We start from the raw sequence: 14,281 nt of genomic DNA on the forward strand, positions 1-14,281 counted from the left end.
GGTAAATGATGTTTTAATTTTTTGCACCACAGAGTGCACCGAGGCGCTGCACGCTACACAGAGAAGAAAATCTTGTGCAGGATAAAGCCTCTGGGTTCGAGTTTCGAGAAATGACCAAATTTACGCGAGATAAACTCGCTGCTACGAAATCTCGACTCGTAGCCCGTCGCCCGCTAACCTTCGTACTTTAAGCTAAATGCTCTCGGGCTAAATACTCTAACGATTGCATTTCTTGCAGGCGACTAATACAGCGTTTAAATTCAAAGTTTAAATTGCCTTGTGTATAGAGCTCGGTAATGGGTTTTTCTGCAGAGATAATTAACGTTACATTACGCTCATAAAATTCATCTACCAACGCAATAAAGCGCCTTGCTGCGTCATCATTATTTTGCCCTAACTGTTTTACATTAGATAAAATCACCGTGTTATATAATCGGCTTATTTCCATGTAATCCACTTGGCTACGGGCAGTTTCACACAGTTCGCTAAATTCAAACATAACGATGCAGTCAGACACCTTGCGGGTTTTGATCATCCGCCCTTCTATTTCAATTGGGGTATCTAGTTTACCGACTTCTGGCGAGAGCTTGTCAAAATATTCGAATAGGTTTTTATCGGCTTGTTCATCAAGCGGGCTGTGAAAAATTTCTGCTTGTTCCAGTGTACGTAATCGGTAATCAACGCCTGAATCTACATTAACTATTTCAGTATGCTTATTCACTAAGGCAATAGCCGGTAAAAAACGGGCTCGCTGTAAGCCATTGCGATATAAATCATCAGGTACAATATTAGAGGTTGCAACTAACACAATACCGCGAGCAAATAGCGCTTCCATTAAACCACCGAGCAACATGGCATCGGTAATGTCTTGAACAAAAAATTCATCAAAGCAAATTATGTCTGTTTCTGCTTTGAAAATATCGGCAACTGTTTCTAAAGGGTTGGCAGTGTTATTTAACTTTTTAAGTTCATCGTGTACTCGGTGCATAAAACGGTGAAAATGCACCCGCATTTTTCTATCACCCGGTAACGCTTCGTAAAAAGTATCAACAAGGTAAGTTTTACCACGGCCTACGCCACCCCAAAAGTATAAACCTTTAATAGGAGCTGGCTCTGCTTTATTAAAAAGCTTTGCAAAAAAACCTTTAGATTGTGGTTTTGCTTGTGTTAAATCGTCGTATAAGCGCTGTAAATGACGAACTGCATTTTCTTGTGCTGCGTCATGTACAAAGTCATCGCGTTGAAGGTCTTGCTGGTATGTTTGCCAAGGAGTCATATCTATTTACAGTTAAAACACAGTTTAATTTGTAAAGCATATTAACACGCATCAATACTCAGGGTATATTAGACTTAGTATGAATTATTATTGAACTAAATTTTTTTAGTTATTTTCGCATAGAGGTGAATTTATGGGTACATTTACATGGGTAGGTATAGTGATAGTGGTTGCTATTGCTGCATTTTTCGTTGGTGCCTTTGTCACTAAAAAACAATTTAAACAAGATGAGTTAGAGCAACAAGTAGAGCAAGCTAAGCATTCGCTTGAGCAGTATCGTCAAGATGTTGCCGACCATTTAGCGAACACTGGTAAGTTAGTAAACAAAATGAAAGAAAACTACGACCAGTTATTAAGTCATGTTGAAGAAACTAATCAACTGTTACTTGAGGACAGAAATAAAGCCCCTGCTGAACCGTTTTTCTCAAAAGAAACCACAGAACAGTTACAAGCGTCATTAAAAGAACGTAGTTCTGACCGCTCAAACGCCGATGCCCAACCAGCGGATTATGTGTCGGGTAAGTCAGGTTTATTTGCAGGTGATATGAATACTTCTAAAGCATCTTGATGAACTTTTTTTTGACCCCATAGTCTTTAAGTAATATACCTAACCATGTGTGAGCTAGGTATACAGCTTTGATACTTTTTTGAGGCTGCTTATTGCAGCCTTTTGCTTTTTAAGTGGAGTAAACCCTGACTATGAAAATGAAATTATCACTTATCAGTGCTGCTATTTTATCTACTAGCTTATTACTAAGTCCAACCGCCTCGTTTGCTAAGTTGCCGGTTGCCGTTAATGGTCAACAATTACCAACACTTGCCCCTATGCTTGAGCAAATTACCCCAGGTGTAGTGAGTATTCAGGTTTCAGGCTCTAAAGAGGTTCGCCGACGCGGTGACCCACTCGATTTCTTTTTTGGCAACCCGCAGCCACGTAGCCAAAAGCGCCAGTTTAGTGGTTTAGGCTCTGGAGTTATTATTGATGCTGACAAAGGTTATGTGGTTACTAACAATCATGTCGTGCAAGACGCTGAAAAAATGGTGGTCACTCTTGAGGATGGCCGCGAATATGAAGCAACAAAAATTGGTAGCGATAAAGAGTCTGATATTGCGTTACTACAAATAGACGCAGATGAATTAACCGCAGTAAAGCTAGCTAACTCAGATGACTTACGTGTCGGTGATTTTGCCGTCGCAATTGGTAACCCTTTTGGTTTAAGCCACACGGTTACCTCTGGTATTGTTAGCGCATTAGGCCGCAGTGGCTTAAATATTGAGGGTTACGAAGATTTCATTCAAACCGATGCCGCGATAAACCAAGGTAACTCAGGTGGGGCTTTAGTTAATTTAAACGGTGAGCTGATTGGTATTAATACCGCTATTTTAGGTGCATCAGGCGGAAATGTGGGGATTGGCTTTGCTATTCCGTCAAATATGATGAAAAACCTAGTTGATCAAATTGTAGAGCATGGTGAAGTACGCCGTGGTTCGTTAGGTATTTCAGGCCGTCCTCTTGATGCAGGTCTTGCTAAAGCACAGCAGCTTGATGTTAAACAGGGTGCTTATGTTATGCAGGTAATGGATGACACCGCAGCCAGCAAAGCCGGTATTAAGGCAGGCGATGTGATTATTAGTATTAATGGTAGCGAAATTAGTGGCTTCCATGAACTACGCAGTAAAATTGCCACCTTAGGTGAAGGCCGCGAAGTACAATTGGGGATTTACCGTGACGGTAAAGTTAAAAATGTGGAAGTAACCCTAGATGGTGCATCAGGCATTACCGCTGCGGGCGAAGAGTTACACCCAGCATTCCAAGGTGCAACACTGGAAAACGTGAAGAAGAACAAAATGAAAGGGATTGAGGTGACCTCTGTCGACCCTCGTTCGCCATCAGCACGAGTAGGCCTTGAAGAAGGCGATGTTATTGTGCAAGTAAACCGTCAACGAGTAGAAAGCATTCGCGACATGAACAAAATTATCGAAGATATTCAAGGTAATATTGTGTTAGGTGTGAAACGCGGACGTGAGTCTATTTTTGTATTAATTCAGTAATAATACAATAAAAGTAACAGCGGCACTTGCCGCTGTTATTTTTTTTGTGCCATCATAAAGGGATTGCTCACTAACAATAAGAATACCGTGCTAAAACTTCTAAAATTTGTACTTCCTCCTCTATTTGCCGGTTTAGGCATTGCTTTTTTAGTGGTTTTTTTTAGCCCTAACATGCGCACTGCATTGCTACCTAATGTGCCGCTACCTAGTGCAATGACTGCAAGTCATTTGAGCTTTTCTGATGCAGTTAAGCGCGCAGCGCCATCGGTTGTCACCATTTTTTCAGAAAGCATTTCTAAAGAGCCACGCTATAAACGCCAAAATACGGTGCAAGAGCTTGGCTCTGGGGTGATCATGTCACCTGACGGTTATATTTTGACTAATTACCATGTGATCAATAATGCCGATCAAATACTGGTTATTCTTACTGACGGCAGACGTTTTTTTGATGTGCAACTCATTGGATTTGATACTATTACCGACTTAGCATTATTAAAAATAAATGCCAATCACCTGCCAGTTATCCCTGTTAATGATAACTACAGTTCGAGTGTAGGCGATTTGGTGTTAGCCATCGGAAATCCACTTAACTTAGGGCAAACCATTACTCAGGGGATCATTAGCGCCACCGGTAAACAAAAAATTACCGACAGTCCTTACAATAACTTACTGCAAATGGACGCTGCTATTAACGTAGGTAACTCTGGTGGTGCACTGGTAAATTCTAATGGCGATTTAGTAGGGATCACCTCTGCCCAGTTTAAAACCCGTGAAAACTTAAATATACAAGGGATCTTTTTTGCGGTGCCTTACACCTTGGCAAAAGAGGTAATGGGTAAGCTTATACGCCATGGTCGTGTTGTACGCGGCTATTTGGGCTTTGAAGGCACAGCTGTAGACAGTACAGGCAAAGAGGTCAATGATAGCTTAACGCCTGTTGCAGGCATGCGTATTACCAACCTAGACCCTTTAGGTCCTGCATGGCAGGCGGGTATAGAAGAGCAAGATATTGTGATTAAAATTGCAGGGCTTTCAGTGGCTAATCCACAAAATGTATTGAAAAAAATAGGCAGTACCGAACCGGGGAAAGAAATTGAATTTGAGCTTTACCGTAACGGTGAAATACAAAAAATAATGGTGAAAGTAGCAGAGCTTGAAACCAAGCTATAAAGCGCTTATTTATACTTTGGCATTAGACATAAAAAAACGCGACATATCATCGCGTTTTTATGTCACCTGAACTCTGGTTAAAAGATTTACTAACGTATTGAATCAAAATGATATTTATGTTTATTTTTCTCTAGCCAGAGATTTCCAGTGAAAACAAGGCGAAATTACGCGTCAATAGCTAGCCTATTGCAAGTAAATTCAACGCAGTTAGCGCTGAAAATAGCTGCTTGAGATAGATTTATTATCCAGAGTTCAGGTTACGTATTAGTATAACTAATTGCTTTTGCGTTTGATGTTAGCACCTAGCGCACTAAGCTTATCTTCAATACGCTGATAGCCTCTATCTACATGATAAATACGATCAACAACCGTTTCGCCTTGAGCCACAATCCCCGTTAGAATAAGACTCGCTGATGCACGAAGGTCAGTTGCCATTACTTGCGCACCCGATAAGCTTTTTGTTTCACCACAAAAGGCCGTATTGCCTTCTAAGCGAATATTAGCGCCCATACGTTGTAGCTCAGGCACATGCATAAAACGATTTTCAAAAATAGTTTCGGTAATAGTCGCACTACCATTAGCCACCACATTTAATGCGGTAAACTGCGCTTGCATATCGGTTGGAAAACCAGGATGAGGCATAGTTTTAATATTCACCGCTTTAAGCTCTCGGCCTCGCATGTCTAGATAAATACTGTCATCGTGCACTTCTAATAACGCATTGGTTGCACGTAGTTTTTCTATTACAGGCTCAAGTGAGTGAAAGTCGGTCATTTTACATAGTACTTCTCCGCCAGCCATCGCTGCAGCCACTAAAAAAGTACCTGTTTCAATACGATCCGGTAATATGCGGTGTTCACAACCTGATAAACGCTCAACCCCTTCAATCTCAATACGGCTTGAGCCCGCACCACTGATTTTAGCCCCCATAGCAATTAAGCAATTGGCTAAATCGATAATTTCTGGCTCGCGGGCAGCATTTTCCAGTACTGTTTTACCCTCGGCGAGCGTTGCCGCCATCAGTAAGTTTTCAGTAGCACCTACGCTGATCATTTCCATGAAAACTTCAGCGCCTTTTAAGCGACCATCTACTTTGGCATTAATATAACCGTTTTCAACGGTTATTTGAGCGCCCATACGCTCTAAGCCTTGAATATGAATATCAACCGGGCGCGCACCAATAGCACAGCCACCAGGTAAGGATACTTGTGCCTCACCAAATCGAGCGACTAAAGGGCCAAGTGCAAGCACTGACGCACGCATTTGCTTTACTAGGTCATAAGGCGCTAACGTGCTATTTACCGTTGCACCATCAATAATGAGTGAATCGCCCTGCCACTGAACATCAGCGCCTAACGTTTTCAGTAAGGCTTCGGTCGTGATGATATCGCGAAGATGTGGTACGTTAGTAAAAGTACTTTTACCATCAGCTAATAAAGCTGCAAATAGAATCGGAAGAGCTGCGTTTTTAGCGCCAGAAATAGTTACTTCACCAGCCAGTGAAGTGCCACCTTGAATTACAAATTGATCCATTTAAGGGGCCTTATTTATTGCGGTAAAATAAATTTTTGCTCACGTTTCCACTCTGTCGGAGTAAAAGCGCGGATAGAAACAGCATGAATGGTACCGTCTGAAATAGTGTTCATTAATGGCCCATATACTAGCTGTTGCTTTTTAACACGACTTAATCCGTCAAAGCATTCACCGACAGCGATTACTTCATAATGACTGCCATTGGCTTTTACATGTACTTCAGCTAACTGAAGTTCGTCGCGTAATAATGTTTCGACTTGACTCGTTTCCATAACTCTCACTCAAATAGGGTTGTAACCTGGCCTAACTGCATAAGGTTTTGCAGTTGTTCAGGTGGGTTTTGCAATTCAAGGCGAATGCCTTGCTGCTTAAATTCTGTAAAAGAGTGAATTAACCAAGCTAAGCCGGCTGTGTCAACCCTTGTCACCTCACTTAGGTCAAAATAAAGGGTTTTATGCTCAGTTTGTCGCTTGGTATTCAGAAGCCGTTCATTGCCAATTGAATTATGAGTCAATTCACCACTGACTCGTAGATGCTGTTCATCGACTTGGCTGATTGCCAATTTAGTCATTTGTGTCACTGCCTCTAAACTGAACCGGTAACTTACTTTTTTGCTCTAACAGGTCGCTAACGTGGTCAATACCTTGTTGGCGTAAAATGCCCTGAAACTCACTTTGTTTTGCATCAAGTAAGCTAATGCCTTCAGCAATCATATCGTAAGCGCGCCATTCGCCACTTCTATCTTCACGTACTTTAAAATCAATTTTAATATCAGGCTTACCGGCTTCTACAATTTTGGTTTTTATCACCACCACATCTTTGCCTTTAAAGGGCTGCTCGGCAGCAAATTCAACTTGTTGATTAGTATACTGGGTAAAAACGCCAGCATAAGTGGCAACAAGGTACTCTCTAAACGCGCCAATAAAACGCTGAATATCTTCAATTGCTTTTGCTTTTTCTGCTTTGTCGGTAATGGCGCGTACCTTAGATACTTCGCTACCTAACACTCTCAGTGCAGCATATTTGTAGTCAATGTAAGGCATCAGTTCTTCTTCAACGATGACCCGTAAATGCTCTTTATTAGCGGTTATTAACGGCTGGTCTTTAGTAATACGTTCAAAGGTATTATCAGCAACCTGACGTACCATTTTATTAGGATCAGCCAATTTCACCTCACCGGCATGTACACTTTGTACTAGCGTGACAGTTACTAATGCGATACTTGCTAAAAATGTTTTCAACATAATAATTACTCACTACCTTGGTTGAATAAAAACTGGCCTATTAATTCTTCTAGTACCAATGCTGACTTGGTATCTGTAATAGAATCGCCGTTAGCTAGTGCTTTACTTTGAACACCAAATAAATCGTCAATGGCTTGATCTTGTTCGCTGTTCGCTACATCTTCGCCCAAGCATCGCTGTTTAGCTGAATCTGATGCGATAACGGGGTTAATCCCTAAATATTGTTCACCTAAAATACCCGAGGTTAAGATAGAGATGGAACTAGTGTCTGAAAAACGACACAAATACTGCGCATCAATGCTCATATTTACTACTGGTAAAAACTCTTGAGGATGCACATAAATTGACTCTACACGACCAATAACAACGCCGCCCACCTTAATGGGTGCACGTGTTTTTAATGATCCTATATTTTCAAACTTGGCGTTCAGTGTGTAGGTTTCACCTGAGCCGCTAATACCCGAATTAGCCACTTTGAGCGCCAACATTGAAAATGCTAAAATGCCCAATGCTACAAAAAAACCAACTAAAATTTCTAATTTCCGTGAATTCATTATTTAATACCCTATTAGCTGGTAAACATCACCGCTGTCAAAATAAAGTCAAAACCTAATACCGCTAGTGATGAGTGCACCACTGTCTCTGTTGTTGCCTTGCTGATCCCCTCTGATGTGGGAACACAGTCATACCCTTTGTAAAGCGCAATCCAGGTAACAACAATCGCAAATACGATACTTTTAATTAAACCGTTTAGTATGTCTTTTTCAAACGACACCTGAGATTGCATAATTGACCAGAAACTTCCCGTATCAACGCCTAGCCAATCAACCCCCACTAAATGAGCACCAATAATAGCTACAGCAGAAAAAATAAGTGCCAACATTGGCATACTGATCAAACCAGCCCAAAACCGCGGCGCTATAATTCGTCTAAGCGGGTCAATGGCCATCATCTCAAGCGACGATAACTGTTCGGTGGCTTTCATTAAGCCAATTTCAGCGGTTAACGCACTGCCTGCCCTACCGGCAAATAATAACGCGGTTACTACCGGTCCAAGCTCACGTAATAAACTAAGTGCCACTAGAGGCCCTAGGCTGTCTTCAGCGCCATAATCAACTAAAACAGTATAGCCTTGCAGAGCCAATACCATGCCGATAAACAATCCTGATACAACAATGATCAATAATGACTGTGAGCCAACCATATATAATTGGCGCACGAGTAAGGGCGTGCCTTTTTTAAAATTGGGTACATGCCATAACGCACTTGCCAGCATTTGGGTTGAACGCCCCAGTGCAGCAAAACGGCCCAGCGTTTTATGGCCTATTTTTTGTAGTAAATCCAACATTACTGCTGCTCTCCTAACAGTTCATCTGCATAGGTTTTTGCTGGATAGTGAAATGGCACTGGACCATCTGATAACCCTTTTAAAAACTGTTGAACAAGTGGTGATTCGTGTTCTCGCATCTGCTCTGGTGTACCACTGCCTATAACGCCTTGATCAGCAATAATAATAACGTGGTCGGCAATACTCATTACTTCTGTCACATCGTGCGTGACAATTAAAGAAGATAAGCCAAGTACTTCGTTTAAAGATTTGATCAGCTTAACTAAAACCCCCATTGAAATAGGGTCTTGTCCTGCAAAAGGCTCATCATACATAATAAGTTCAGGATCAAGCGCTATAGAGCGAGCCAAAGCTGCACGACGTGCCATACCGCCAGATAACTCTGAAGGCATTAAATCTTTAGCACCACGTAAGCCAACAGCTTGTAGTTTCATTAATACCACTAAACGGATTAAATCTTCACTGAGCTGCGTGTGCTCTCGAATGGGGAATGCAATGTTATCGAACACCGACATATCAGTAAATAAGGCACCGCTTTGAAATAACATACTCATGCGTTTACGTGCCGCGTAGAGTTCTTTGCGCGACATAGCGACAATGCTGTCGTTTTTAAATAAAATATCACCGGAGTCTGGTTTAAGCTGGCCACCTATTAGGCGTAGCATCGTGGTTTTGCCAATTCCGCTTGGCCCCATAATGGCAGTAATTTTACCCTCAGGTACGTCAAAGCTCATATTTTTATATATGACCCTATCGCCTCTAGAAAAGGTAACATCCTTGACTTCTACTATTGATTGCGACAAGTCGCTCTCCATAACAATACTCTCTCATATTTCTATTTTAAGGGTTTTTTAACCAATATGGAAAAAACAATTCGTAAGATTTTGTAATAGTGTCGCAAAAAGAGTTATAAGGTTGATTCAAGCAGCCTTAACTTTGGCTTAAAATCGCATATAAAAAGCGCCAAAGAATACTTAAAATAACCGCCTAATGTATTACACCTTATTCTTTTATTTATACTTTTATGGTGGCTTTTGTTACTATTCGCGCTATCTGAATTTACATTAATTGGCTTATCATAATGGTTACCTCGTTTGTCATTTTAATTCTTGGTTTTGCGGCTCTCGTATGGAGTGCAGACAGGTTTGTTTATGGTGCAGCAGCACTGGCTAAAAACTTTGGCGTGCCAACGCTAATTGTAGGTTTAACCGTGGTAGCTATGGGCTCTTCAGCGCCTGAAATGATGGTATCGGCTTCAGCAGCTTTGGCAAATAAAACCGATACTGCCGTGGGTAATGCAGTTGGTTCAAACATCACTAACATCTTATTAGTTTTAGGTATTACTGCCCTTTTAAGACCCTTATCAGTATCTTCAAGTACGTTAAAACGTGAAATTCCACTGGTACTGCTGGTCTCCATTGCAACTTGGTATATTTTTTCAGATAACTATTTTTCATTTTTTGAAGGTGCAGCCTTATTATTTGGCTTTGTTGTTTTTATTGGCGGACTTATTTTTGTCTCACTGCGAGCTAAAAACCAAGACGATCCGTTTGTGAGCGAAGCCTGTGACGAAGTACCTGACAACGTACCAACCAAAAAAGCTGTTTTTTGGCTGGTAGTGGGTATGATTTTACTGCCGGTTAGTTCACACTTTTTAGTTGGCTCAGCCGTTGATATCGCAAAATATTTTGGCTTAAGTGACTTAGTTATTGGTTTGACCATTATTGCTATAGGCACCAGCTTACCTGAACTTGCAGCTTCAATTGCAGGTGTACTTAAAAATGAAGATGACTTAGCGCTGGGTAACATAGTTGGTTCGAATATTTTTAATATTTTAGCGGTATTACCGCTGGCAGGATTAATTAATCCATCGGTTATCGATGCTTCGGTAGCTAACCGTGATGTTATTATTATGATTGGCGCAACCTTGGCGCTAATTGCTATGTCATTGAACTTTAGAGGTCAAAGACGTATCAATAGAATAGAAGGTGGCTTGCTCATCGTCGCATTTATGATTTACCAAGGTTATATTTTTAGTCAAGTAGGATAGCCCATGGCAACGCTAAACTTTATTCAACAAGGGTTACGTGTTCTAGAGATTGAACGCCAAGCACTCAGCGATATTACACAATACGTCAATGAAAGCTTTAACCAAGCCTGTCAATTAATGTATGACTGCCCAGGTCGTATTATTGTTATTGGCATGGGTAAATCAGGTCATATTGGTAACAAAATAGCCGCCACTCTTGCCAGTACCGGCAGCCCCGCATTTTTTGTTCACCCGGGTGAAGCAAGCCATGGTGATTTAGGAATGATCACAGCAAATGATGTGGTTATCCTCATTTCAAACTCTGGTGAAACCAGCGAAGTACTTAATATTATTCCGGTATTAAAGCGCATTGGTGCCAAAATGATTGCCATGACAGGCAACCAAGGCTCAACCATGGCAACATTGGCAAATGTGCATGTGTGTATTAAAGTTGAACAAGAAGCCTGCTCATTGGGCTTAGCACCTACTGCAAGTACCACTGCCACACTCGCTATGGGTGATGCCATGGCGGTGGCATTATTAGAAGCACGTGGCTTTACTGCTGATGATTTTGCACTATCGCACCCTGGTGGTAGCTTAGGCAAGCGATTACTCTTAACTCTTAAAGATGTTATGCACAGTGGTGCTGATACGCCTATCATTAACGAGACGCAAACGATTAAAGATGCCTTAATTGAAATGTCGGCCAAAGGACTCGGCATGACCGCTATTGTTGATAGTGACCAGCAATTATCAGGCCTGTTTACCGATGGCGATTTACGCCGTATTTTAGAGCAACGTATTGACATTCATAGCACTGAAATTAATGTTGTGATGACCAAGTCGTGTACTACAGCCACCCAAGAGATGCTCGCGGCTGAAGCGTTAAATATTATGGAACAAAAACGTATTAATGGCTTAATTGTAATTAATGAGCATAATCAACCGATTGGCGCACTAAATATGCAAGACTTACTTAAAGCGGGAGTGCTATAAATGCAATTTGAAGATCTCTATCAACCGCTAAGTGATGATGCAAAGGCGCGCGCAAAAAAAGTAAAGCTATTAATTTGTGATATTGATGGTGTATTTTCTGATGGGCGTATTTACCTTGGAAACCAAGGTGAAGAACTCAAAGCATTTAACACCAAAGACGGATTTGGTATTAAAGCCCTGATTAACAGCGGTTTTGAAGTCGCTGTGATCACCGGGCGCCATTCTCATATAGTGCAGCAACGTATGAGCAGTTTAACCGTACAACATATATATCAAGGCCAAGAAGACAAACTTATAGCCTATCAAGAATTAAAACAAAAATTAGCGCTTAGCGATGATCAAATTGCTTATATAGGTGATGATGGCCCAGACATGCCAGTAATGGAACAAGTCGGTTTTGCGGTTGCCGTAAACGATGCTCATCCACTTATTAAACGTTTATCACATTATGTAACCCAACTACCCGGCGGTTTTGGTGCGGTAAGAGAGCTGACAGACTTACTTATGCTCGAAAATAGCAAGCCACTAACTAGCCAAGGAACGAGTTCATGAATGTAGCGCGCATTATACTGAGCGTTTTATTCATAAGCTGTATGGTTTGGCTCTGGTACCCTTATTTTACTAAGGTTGATATTACTGCAAGCGAAGAAACACAAGTTATTGCTAAGCCTGATTATACCGCTATTGAGCTAAAACAAACGGCTTATGATGAACAAGGTAAAGTGAGCCATAAGGTAACTGCGGTAAAAATGGAGTTGTATCAACAACTCGGTTTTACCTTTTTTGAAAAGCCTATATTCACTTTATACAACGAGCAGCAAACATGGCGTATTAACGCCGATGAAGCAACCCTCTACGACGACCGTCAACTGGTGTTAGAGGGTAATGTAACCGCTCAAAACTTAGTAGATAACGCCATGATCGATACGATCACCGCCCAGACCATCAATGTTGATATAAAACTATTAACCATGCAATCACAGCAGCCTGTCGTTATTACAGGACCTAATTTAAAAATCACAGGTAAAGGCCTTGAGGCCGATTTAAAAACCGAGGTGATTAAACTTATTAACCATACGCGAACCCTATATTATGACCAATAACCTATTTAAAATTTTAATTGTTCCCTCACTATTAATTGCTTTTAACAGTAATGGCGCTGAACCTGCTGAAGCCCCCGCTGCGAATCAAATTTCAATTAGTGCAGATAAACAAGAAGGCCAATTAAAAGAAAACGTAGGCATTTTTGAGAAAAATGTTGAAATTATTCATGGTAATCGCCGTATCACAGCTGACCGTTTAGAAGTGCATAAACGCGATGACCTAGGCGATAACAAACAGTTATTAATTGCCACAGGCAGCCCTGCATATTTTGAAGAAACACAAGCTGATGGCACCATAATGAGCGCCAGTGCTAATGAAGTGCGTTACGATGTGTCGCTGCGTTTTTTAACCTTAATCGGCGATGCAAGCATTGCTCAAGCAGGTCAAAAAATAACAGCTAAAAGTATCACTTACGATATCGAGCAGCAGTTAATTAGCGCAGAAAAAGACGAAAACTCAACAGACCGTGTACACACTATTTTAGTGCCTGTTGAAAATAAAAAAGAAGATGATAAAGGCCAACCATGAGCACATTAAAAGCAGAGCTATTAGCTAAAAGCTACAAAGGTCGTGAAGTGGTGAAAAACGTTGGCCTAGAGGTTGAAGCTGGCAGTATTGTGGGGTTACTTGGCCCTAATGGTGCAGGTAAAACCACCACCTTTTATATGATTGTAGGCCTTGTACCTAGCGATAAAGGCAAAATATCAATTGATGATAAAGATATTACTTTATTACCGATGCACAGCCGAGCGCGTTTAGGGATTGGTTATTTACCGCAAGAGTCGTCTATTTTTAGAAAGCTGACTGTTTATCAAAACTTAATGGCTATCTTAGAAACACGTAAAGAATTAAATAAACAACAACGCGAAGATACTTTAAATAATTTACTTGATGAATTTAGCATTCAGCATATCCGCGATAGTCAAGGTATGGCTTTATCAGGTGGTGAACGTCGCCGCGTTGAAATTGCTCGCGCGCTTGCAGCAAACCCTAAATTTATCCTTTTAGACGAACCCTTTGCGGGGGTTGATCCTATCTCAGTATTAGATATTAAAAAGATTATAGAGCATCTTAAAAACCGTGGCATTGGCGTCCTTATTACAGATCATAATGTGCGCGAAACACTTGATGTTTGTGAAAAAGCCTACATAGTTTCTCATGGGGAGTTAATTGCATCAGGCACTCCTGAATACGTATTAAACGATAAAACAGTACGCGATGTTTATTTGGGCGAGCAGTTCAAGCTCTAATATGTGTGTTATTCCACTAAGCATCTGCTAAGATTAATCATACTTAGGTCTGTTGACCTATCAAGGTTGAATTTGCAGCAGTCTGTTTGATATTTAGGCAAGGCAGAGCCTATGTGGTGTGGTATTCCCCATAAATAGGCGATAACGCAGCATCAATGCCAAACAGGCGCTGCCCTTCGGGTTCTGCCTAGGGACGATTTACTCTTTGTTGCTCGGTTTTGACTTAGTCCACTAGGTTACAAACCTCGCGCCGCAATTAAACCGCCCCTAGTTTGAACA

The 14,281-nt window shown here is 41.2% G+C and carries 17 protein-coding genes; 9 read left to right on the plus strand and 8 right to left on the minus strand.

From position 1 onward, the window contains the following. Window positions 1-187 precede the first annotated feature (187 nt). Entirely contained in the window at window positions 188-1,276 is a 1,089-nt protein-coding gene (zapE, locus tag MTN97_RS15760; protein WP_010390581.1) for a cell division protein ZapE, read from the minus strand. A 133-nt stretch (window positions 1,277-1,409) separates the two neighbouring features. On the opposite strand from zapE, the gene MTN97_RS15765 reads away from it, so the two are divergent. The 3 genes from MTN97_RS15765 (at window position 1,410) to MTN97_RS15775 (ending at window position 4,498) form a co-directional block, all read left to right on the plus strand. Further along, on the plus strand, window positions 1,410-1,844 hold the full coding sequence (locus tag MTN97_RS15765) for a YhcB family protein (RefSeq protein WP_248474847.1): 435 nt from the start codon (window positions 1,410-1,412) through the stop codon (window positions 1,842-1,844). A gap of 131 nt (window positions 1,845-1,975) precedes the next feature. Continuing rightward, the gene (locus tag MTN97_RS15770) at window positions 1,976-3,328 is read left to right on the plus strand and encodes a Do family serine endopeptidase (protein ID WP_008465125.1); all 1,353 of its coding nucleotides are present in this window, start codon (window positions 1,976-1,978) and stop codon (window positions 3,326-3,328) included. 87 nt (window positions 3,329-3,415) lie between these two features. Beyond that, window positions 3,416-4,498 carry a trypsin-like peptidase domain-containing protein gene (locus tag MTN97_RS15775; RefSeq protein ID WP_013463993.1) on the plus strand — a complete coding sequence of 361 codons (1,083 nt, stop codon included), beginning with the start codon at window positions 3,416-3,418 and terminating at the stop codon, window positions 4,496-4,498. A gap of 273 nt (window positions 4,499-4,771) precedes the next feature. On the opposite strand, the gene murA is transcribed toward MTN97_RS15775, so the two are convergent. From murA to MTN97_RS15810, 7 genes are read right to left on the minus strand one after another with little or no spacing between them, the layout of a single operon-like run. Next, window positions 4,772-6,031 (minus strand): UDP-N-acetylglucosamine 1-carboxyvinyltransferase, encoded by a 1,260-nt coding sequence (gene murA, locus MTN97_RS15780; protein WP_008465122.1) that lies wholly within the window; start codon window positions 6,029-6,031, stop codon window positions 4,772-4,774. Window positions 6,032-6,045: 14 nt separating this feature from the next. After that, complete coding sequence (locus MTN97_RS15785; RefSeq protein WP_007378312.1) at window positions 6,046-6,303, minus strand: BolA family protein; 258 nt, start codon at window positions 6,301-6,303, stop codon at window positions 6,046-6,048. Between the two features lie 5 nt (window positions 6,304-6,308). Next, the gene (locus tag MTN97_RS15790; protein WP_008465119.1) at window positions 6,309-6,602 is read right to left on the minus strand and encodes a lipid asymmetry maintenance protein MlaB; all 294 of its coding nucleotides are present in this window, start codon (window positions 6,600-6,602) and stop codon (window positions 6,309-6,311) included. Further along, complete coding sequence (locus MTN97_RS15795) at window positions 6,595-7,275, minus strand: phospholipid-binding protein MlaC (RefSeq protein WP_069438866.1); 681 nt, start codon at window positions 7,273-7,275, stop codon at window positions 6,595-6,597. The genes MTN97_RS15790 and MTN97_RS15795 overlap by 8 nt, the downstream gene beginning before the upstream one ends. Window positions 7,276-7,280: 5 nt before the next feature. Then, window positions 7,281-7,829 carry an outer membrane lipid asymmetry maintenance protein MlaD gene (gene mlaD, locus MTN97_RS15800; RefSeq protein ID WP_013463990.1) on the minus strand — a complete coding sequence of 183 codons (549 nt, stop codon included), beginning with the start codon at window positions 7,827-7,829 and terminating at the stop codon, window positions 7,281-7,283. A gap of 14 nt (window positions 7,830-7,843) precedes the next feature. Further along, window positions 7,844-8,623, minus strand: coding sequence for a lipid asymmetry maintenance ABC transporter permease subunit MlaE (gene mlaE / locus MTN97_RS15805; RefSeq protein ID WP_013463989.1), 780 nt, complete (start codon window positions 8,621-8,623; stop codon window positions 7,844-7,846). Continuing rightward, window positions 8,623-9,438 carry an ATP-binding cassette domain-containing protein gene (locus MTN97_RS15810; RefSeq protein ID WP_214553190.1) on the minus strand — a complete coding sequence of 272 codons (816 nt, stop codon included), beginning with the start codon at window positions 9,436-9,438 and terminating at the stop codon, window positions 8,623-8,625. Before MTN97_RS15810 ends, mlaE begins: the two co-directional genes overlap by 1 nt. 266 nt (window positions 9,439-9,704) lie before the next feature. Here MTN97_RS15810 and MTN97_RS15815 point away from each other — a divergent pair, with 266 nt between their 5' ends. Genes MTN97_RS15815 through lptB form a run of 6 tightly spaced genes read left to right on the plus strand, consistent with a single transcriptional unit; the run spans window position 9,705 to window position 14,002 of the window. Continuing rightward, window positions 9,705-10,673: a calcium/sodium antiporter gene (locus MTN97_RS15815; RefSeq protein WP_033104260.1), complete on the plus strand. Its 969-nt coding sequence runs from the start codon at window positions 9,705-9,707 to the stop codon at window positions 10,671-10,673. 3 nt (window positions 10,674-10,676) lie between these two features. Continuing rightward, on the plus strand, window positions 10,677-11,648 hold the full coding sequence (locus MTN97_RS15820) for a KpsF/GutQ family sugar-phosphate isomerase (protein WP_036981225.1): 972 nt from the start codon (window positions 10,677-10,679) through the stop codon (window positions 11,646-11,648). Then, the gene (gene kdsC, locus MTN97_RS15825) at window positions 11,649-12,200 is read left to right on the plus strand and encodes a 3-deoxy-manno-octulosonate-8-phosphatase KdsC (RefSeq protein WP_036981223.1); all 552 of its coding nucleotides are present in this window, start codon (window positions 11,649-11,651) and stop codon (window positions 12,198-12,200) included. Continuing rightward, window positions 12,197-12,751 carry an LPS export ABC transporter periplasmic protein LptC gene (lptC, locus tag MTN97_RS15830; RefSeq protein WP_036981221.1) on the plus strand — a complete coding sequence of 185 codons (555 nt, stop codon included), beginning with the start codon at window positions 12,197-12,199 and terminating at the stop codon, window positions 12,749-12,751. The genes kdsC and lptC overlap by 4 nt, the downstream gene beginning before the upstream one ends. Beyond that, window positions 12,741-13,280: a lipopolysaccharide transport periplasmic protein LptA gene (gene lptA, locus MTN97_RS15835; protein WP_016900279.1), complete on the plus strand. Its 540-nt coding sequence runs from the start codon at window positions 12,741-12,743 to the stop codon at window positions 13,278-13,280. The genes lptC and lptA overlap by 11 nt, the downstream gene beginning before the upstream one ends. Continuing rightward, window positions 13,277-14,002, plus strand: coding sequence for an LPS export ABC transporter ATP-binding protein (gene lptB, locus MTN97_RS15840; RefSeq protein WP_013463982.1), 726 nt, complete (start codon window positions 13,277-13,279; stop codon window positions 14,000-14,002). The genes lptA and lptB overlap by 4 nt, the downstream gene beginning before the upstream one ends. Window positions 14,003-14,281: the final 279 nt, after the last annotated feature.

The organism is Pseudoalteromonas sp. 2CM36K, from assembly GCF_023161865.1.
GTDB classification, from domain to species: domain Bacteria; phylum Pseudomonadota; class Gammaproteobacteria; order Enterobacterales; family Alteromonadaceae; genus Pseudoalteromonas; species Pseudoalteromonas tetraodonis.

Coding starts and splice junctions, on each gene's coding strand:
- zapE (WP_010390581.1), bottom strand. CDS start 1,276: ATGACTCCTTGGCAAACATACCAGCAAGACCTTCAACGCGATGACTTT.
- MTN97_RS15765 (WP_248474847.1), top strand. CDS start 1,410: ATGGGTACATTTACATGGGTAGGTATAGTGATAGTGGTTGCTATTGCT.
- MTN97_RS15770 (WP_008465125.1), top strand. CDS start 1,976: ATGAAAATGAAATTATCACTTATCAGTGCTGCTATTTTATCTACTAGC.
- murA (WP_008465122.1), bottom strand. CDS start 6,031: ATGGATCAATTTGTAATTCAAGGTGGCACTTCACTGGCTGGTGAAGTA.
- MTN97_RS15785 (WP_007378312.1), bottom strand. CDS start 6,303: ATGGAAACGAGTCAAGTCGAAACATTATTACGCGACGAACTTCAGTTA.
- MTN97_RS15790 (WP_008465119.1), bottom strand. CDS start 6,602: ATGACTAAATTGGCAATCAGCCAAGTCGATGAACAGCATCTACGAGTC.
- MTN97_RS15795 (WP_069438866.1), bottom strand. CDS start 7,275: ATGTTGAAAACATTTTTAGCAAGTATCGCATTAGTAACTGTCACGCTA.
- mlaD (WP_013463990.1), bottom strand. CDS start 7,829: ATGAATTCACGGAAATTAGAAATTTTAGTTGGTTTTTTTGTAGCATTG.
- mlaE (WP_013463989.1), bottom strand. CDS start 8,623: ATGTTGGATTTACTACAAAAAATAGGCCATAAAACGCTGGGCCGTTTT.
- MTN97_RS15810 (WP_214553190.1), bottom strand. CDS start 9,438: ATGGAGAGCGACTTGTCGCAATCAATAGTAGAAGTCAAGGATGTTACC.
- MTN97_RS15815 (WP_033104260.1), top strand. CDS start 9,705: ATGGTTACCTCGTTTGTCATTTTAATTCTTGGTTTTGCGGCTCTCGTA.
- MTN97_RS15820 (WP_036981225.1), top strand. CDS start 10,677: ATGGCAACGCTAAACTTTATTCAACAAGGGTTACGTGTTCTAGAGATT.
- kdsC (WP_036981223.1), top strand. CDS start 11,649: ATGCAATTTGAAGATCTCTATCAACCGCTAAGTGATGATGCAAAGGCG.
- lptC (WP_036981221.1), top strand. CDS start 12,197: ATGAATGTAGCGCGCATTATACTGAGCGTTTTATTCATAAGCTGTATG.
- lptA (WP_016900279.1), top strand. CDS start 12,741: ATGACCAATAACCTATTTAAAATTTTAATTGTTCCCTCACTATTAATT.
- lptB (WP_013463982.1), top strand. CDS start 13,277: ATGAGCACATTAAAAGCAGAGCTATTAGCTAAAAGCTACAAAGGTCGT.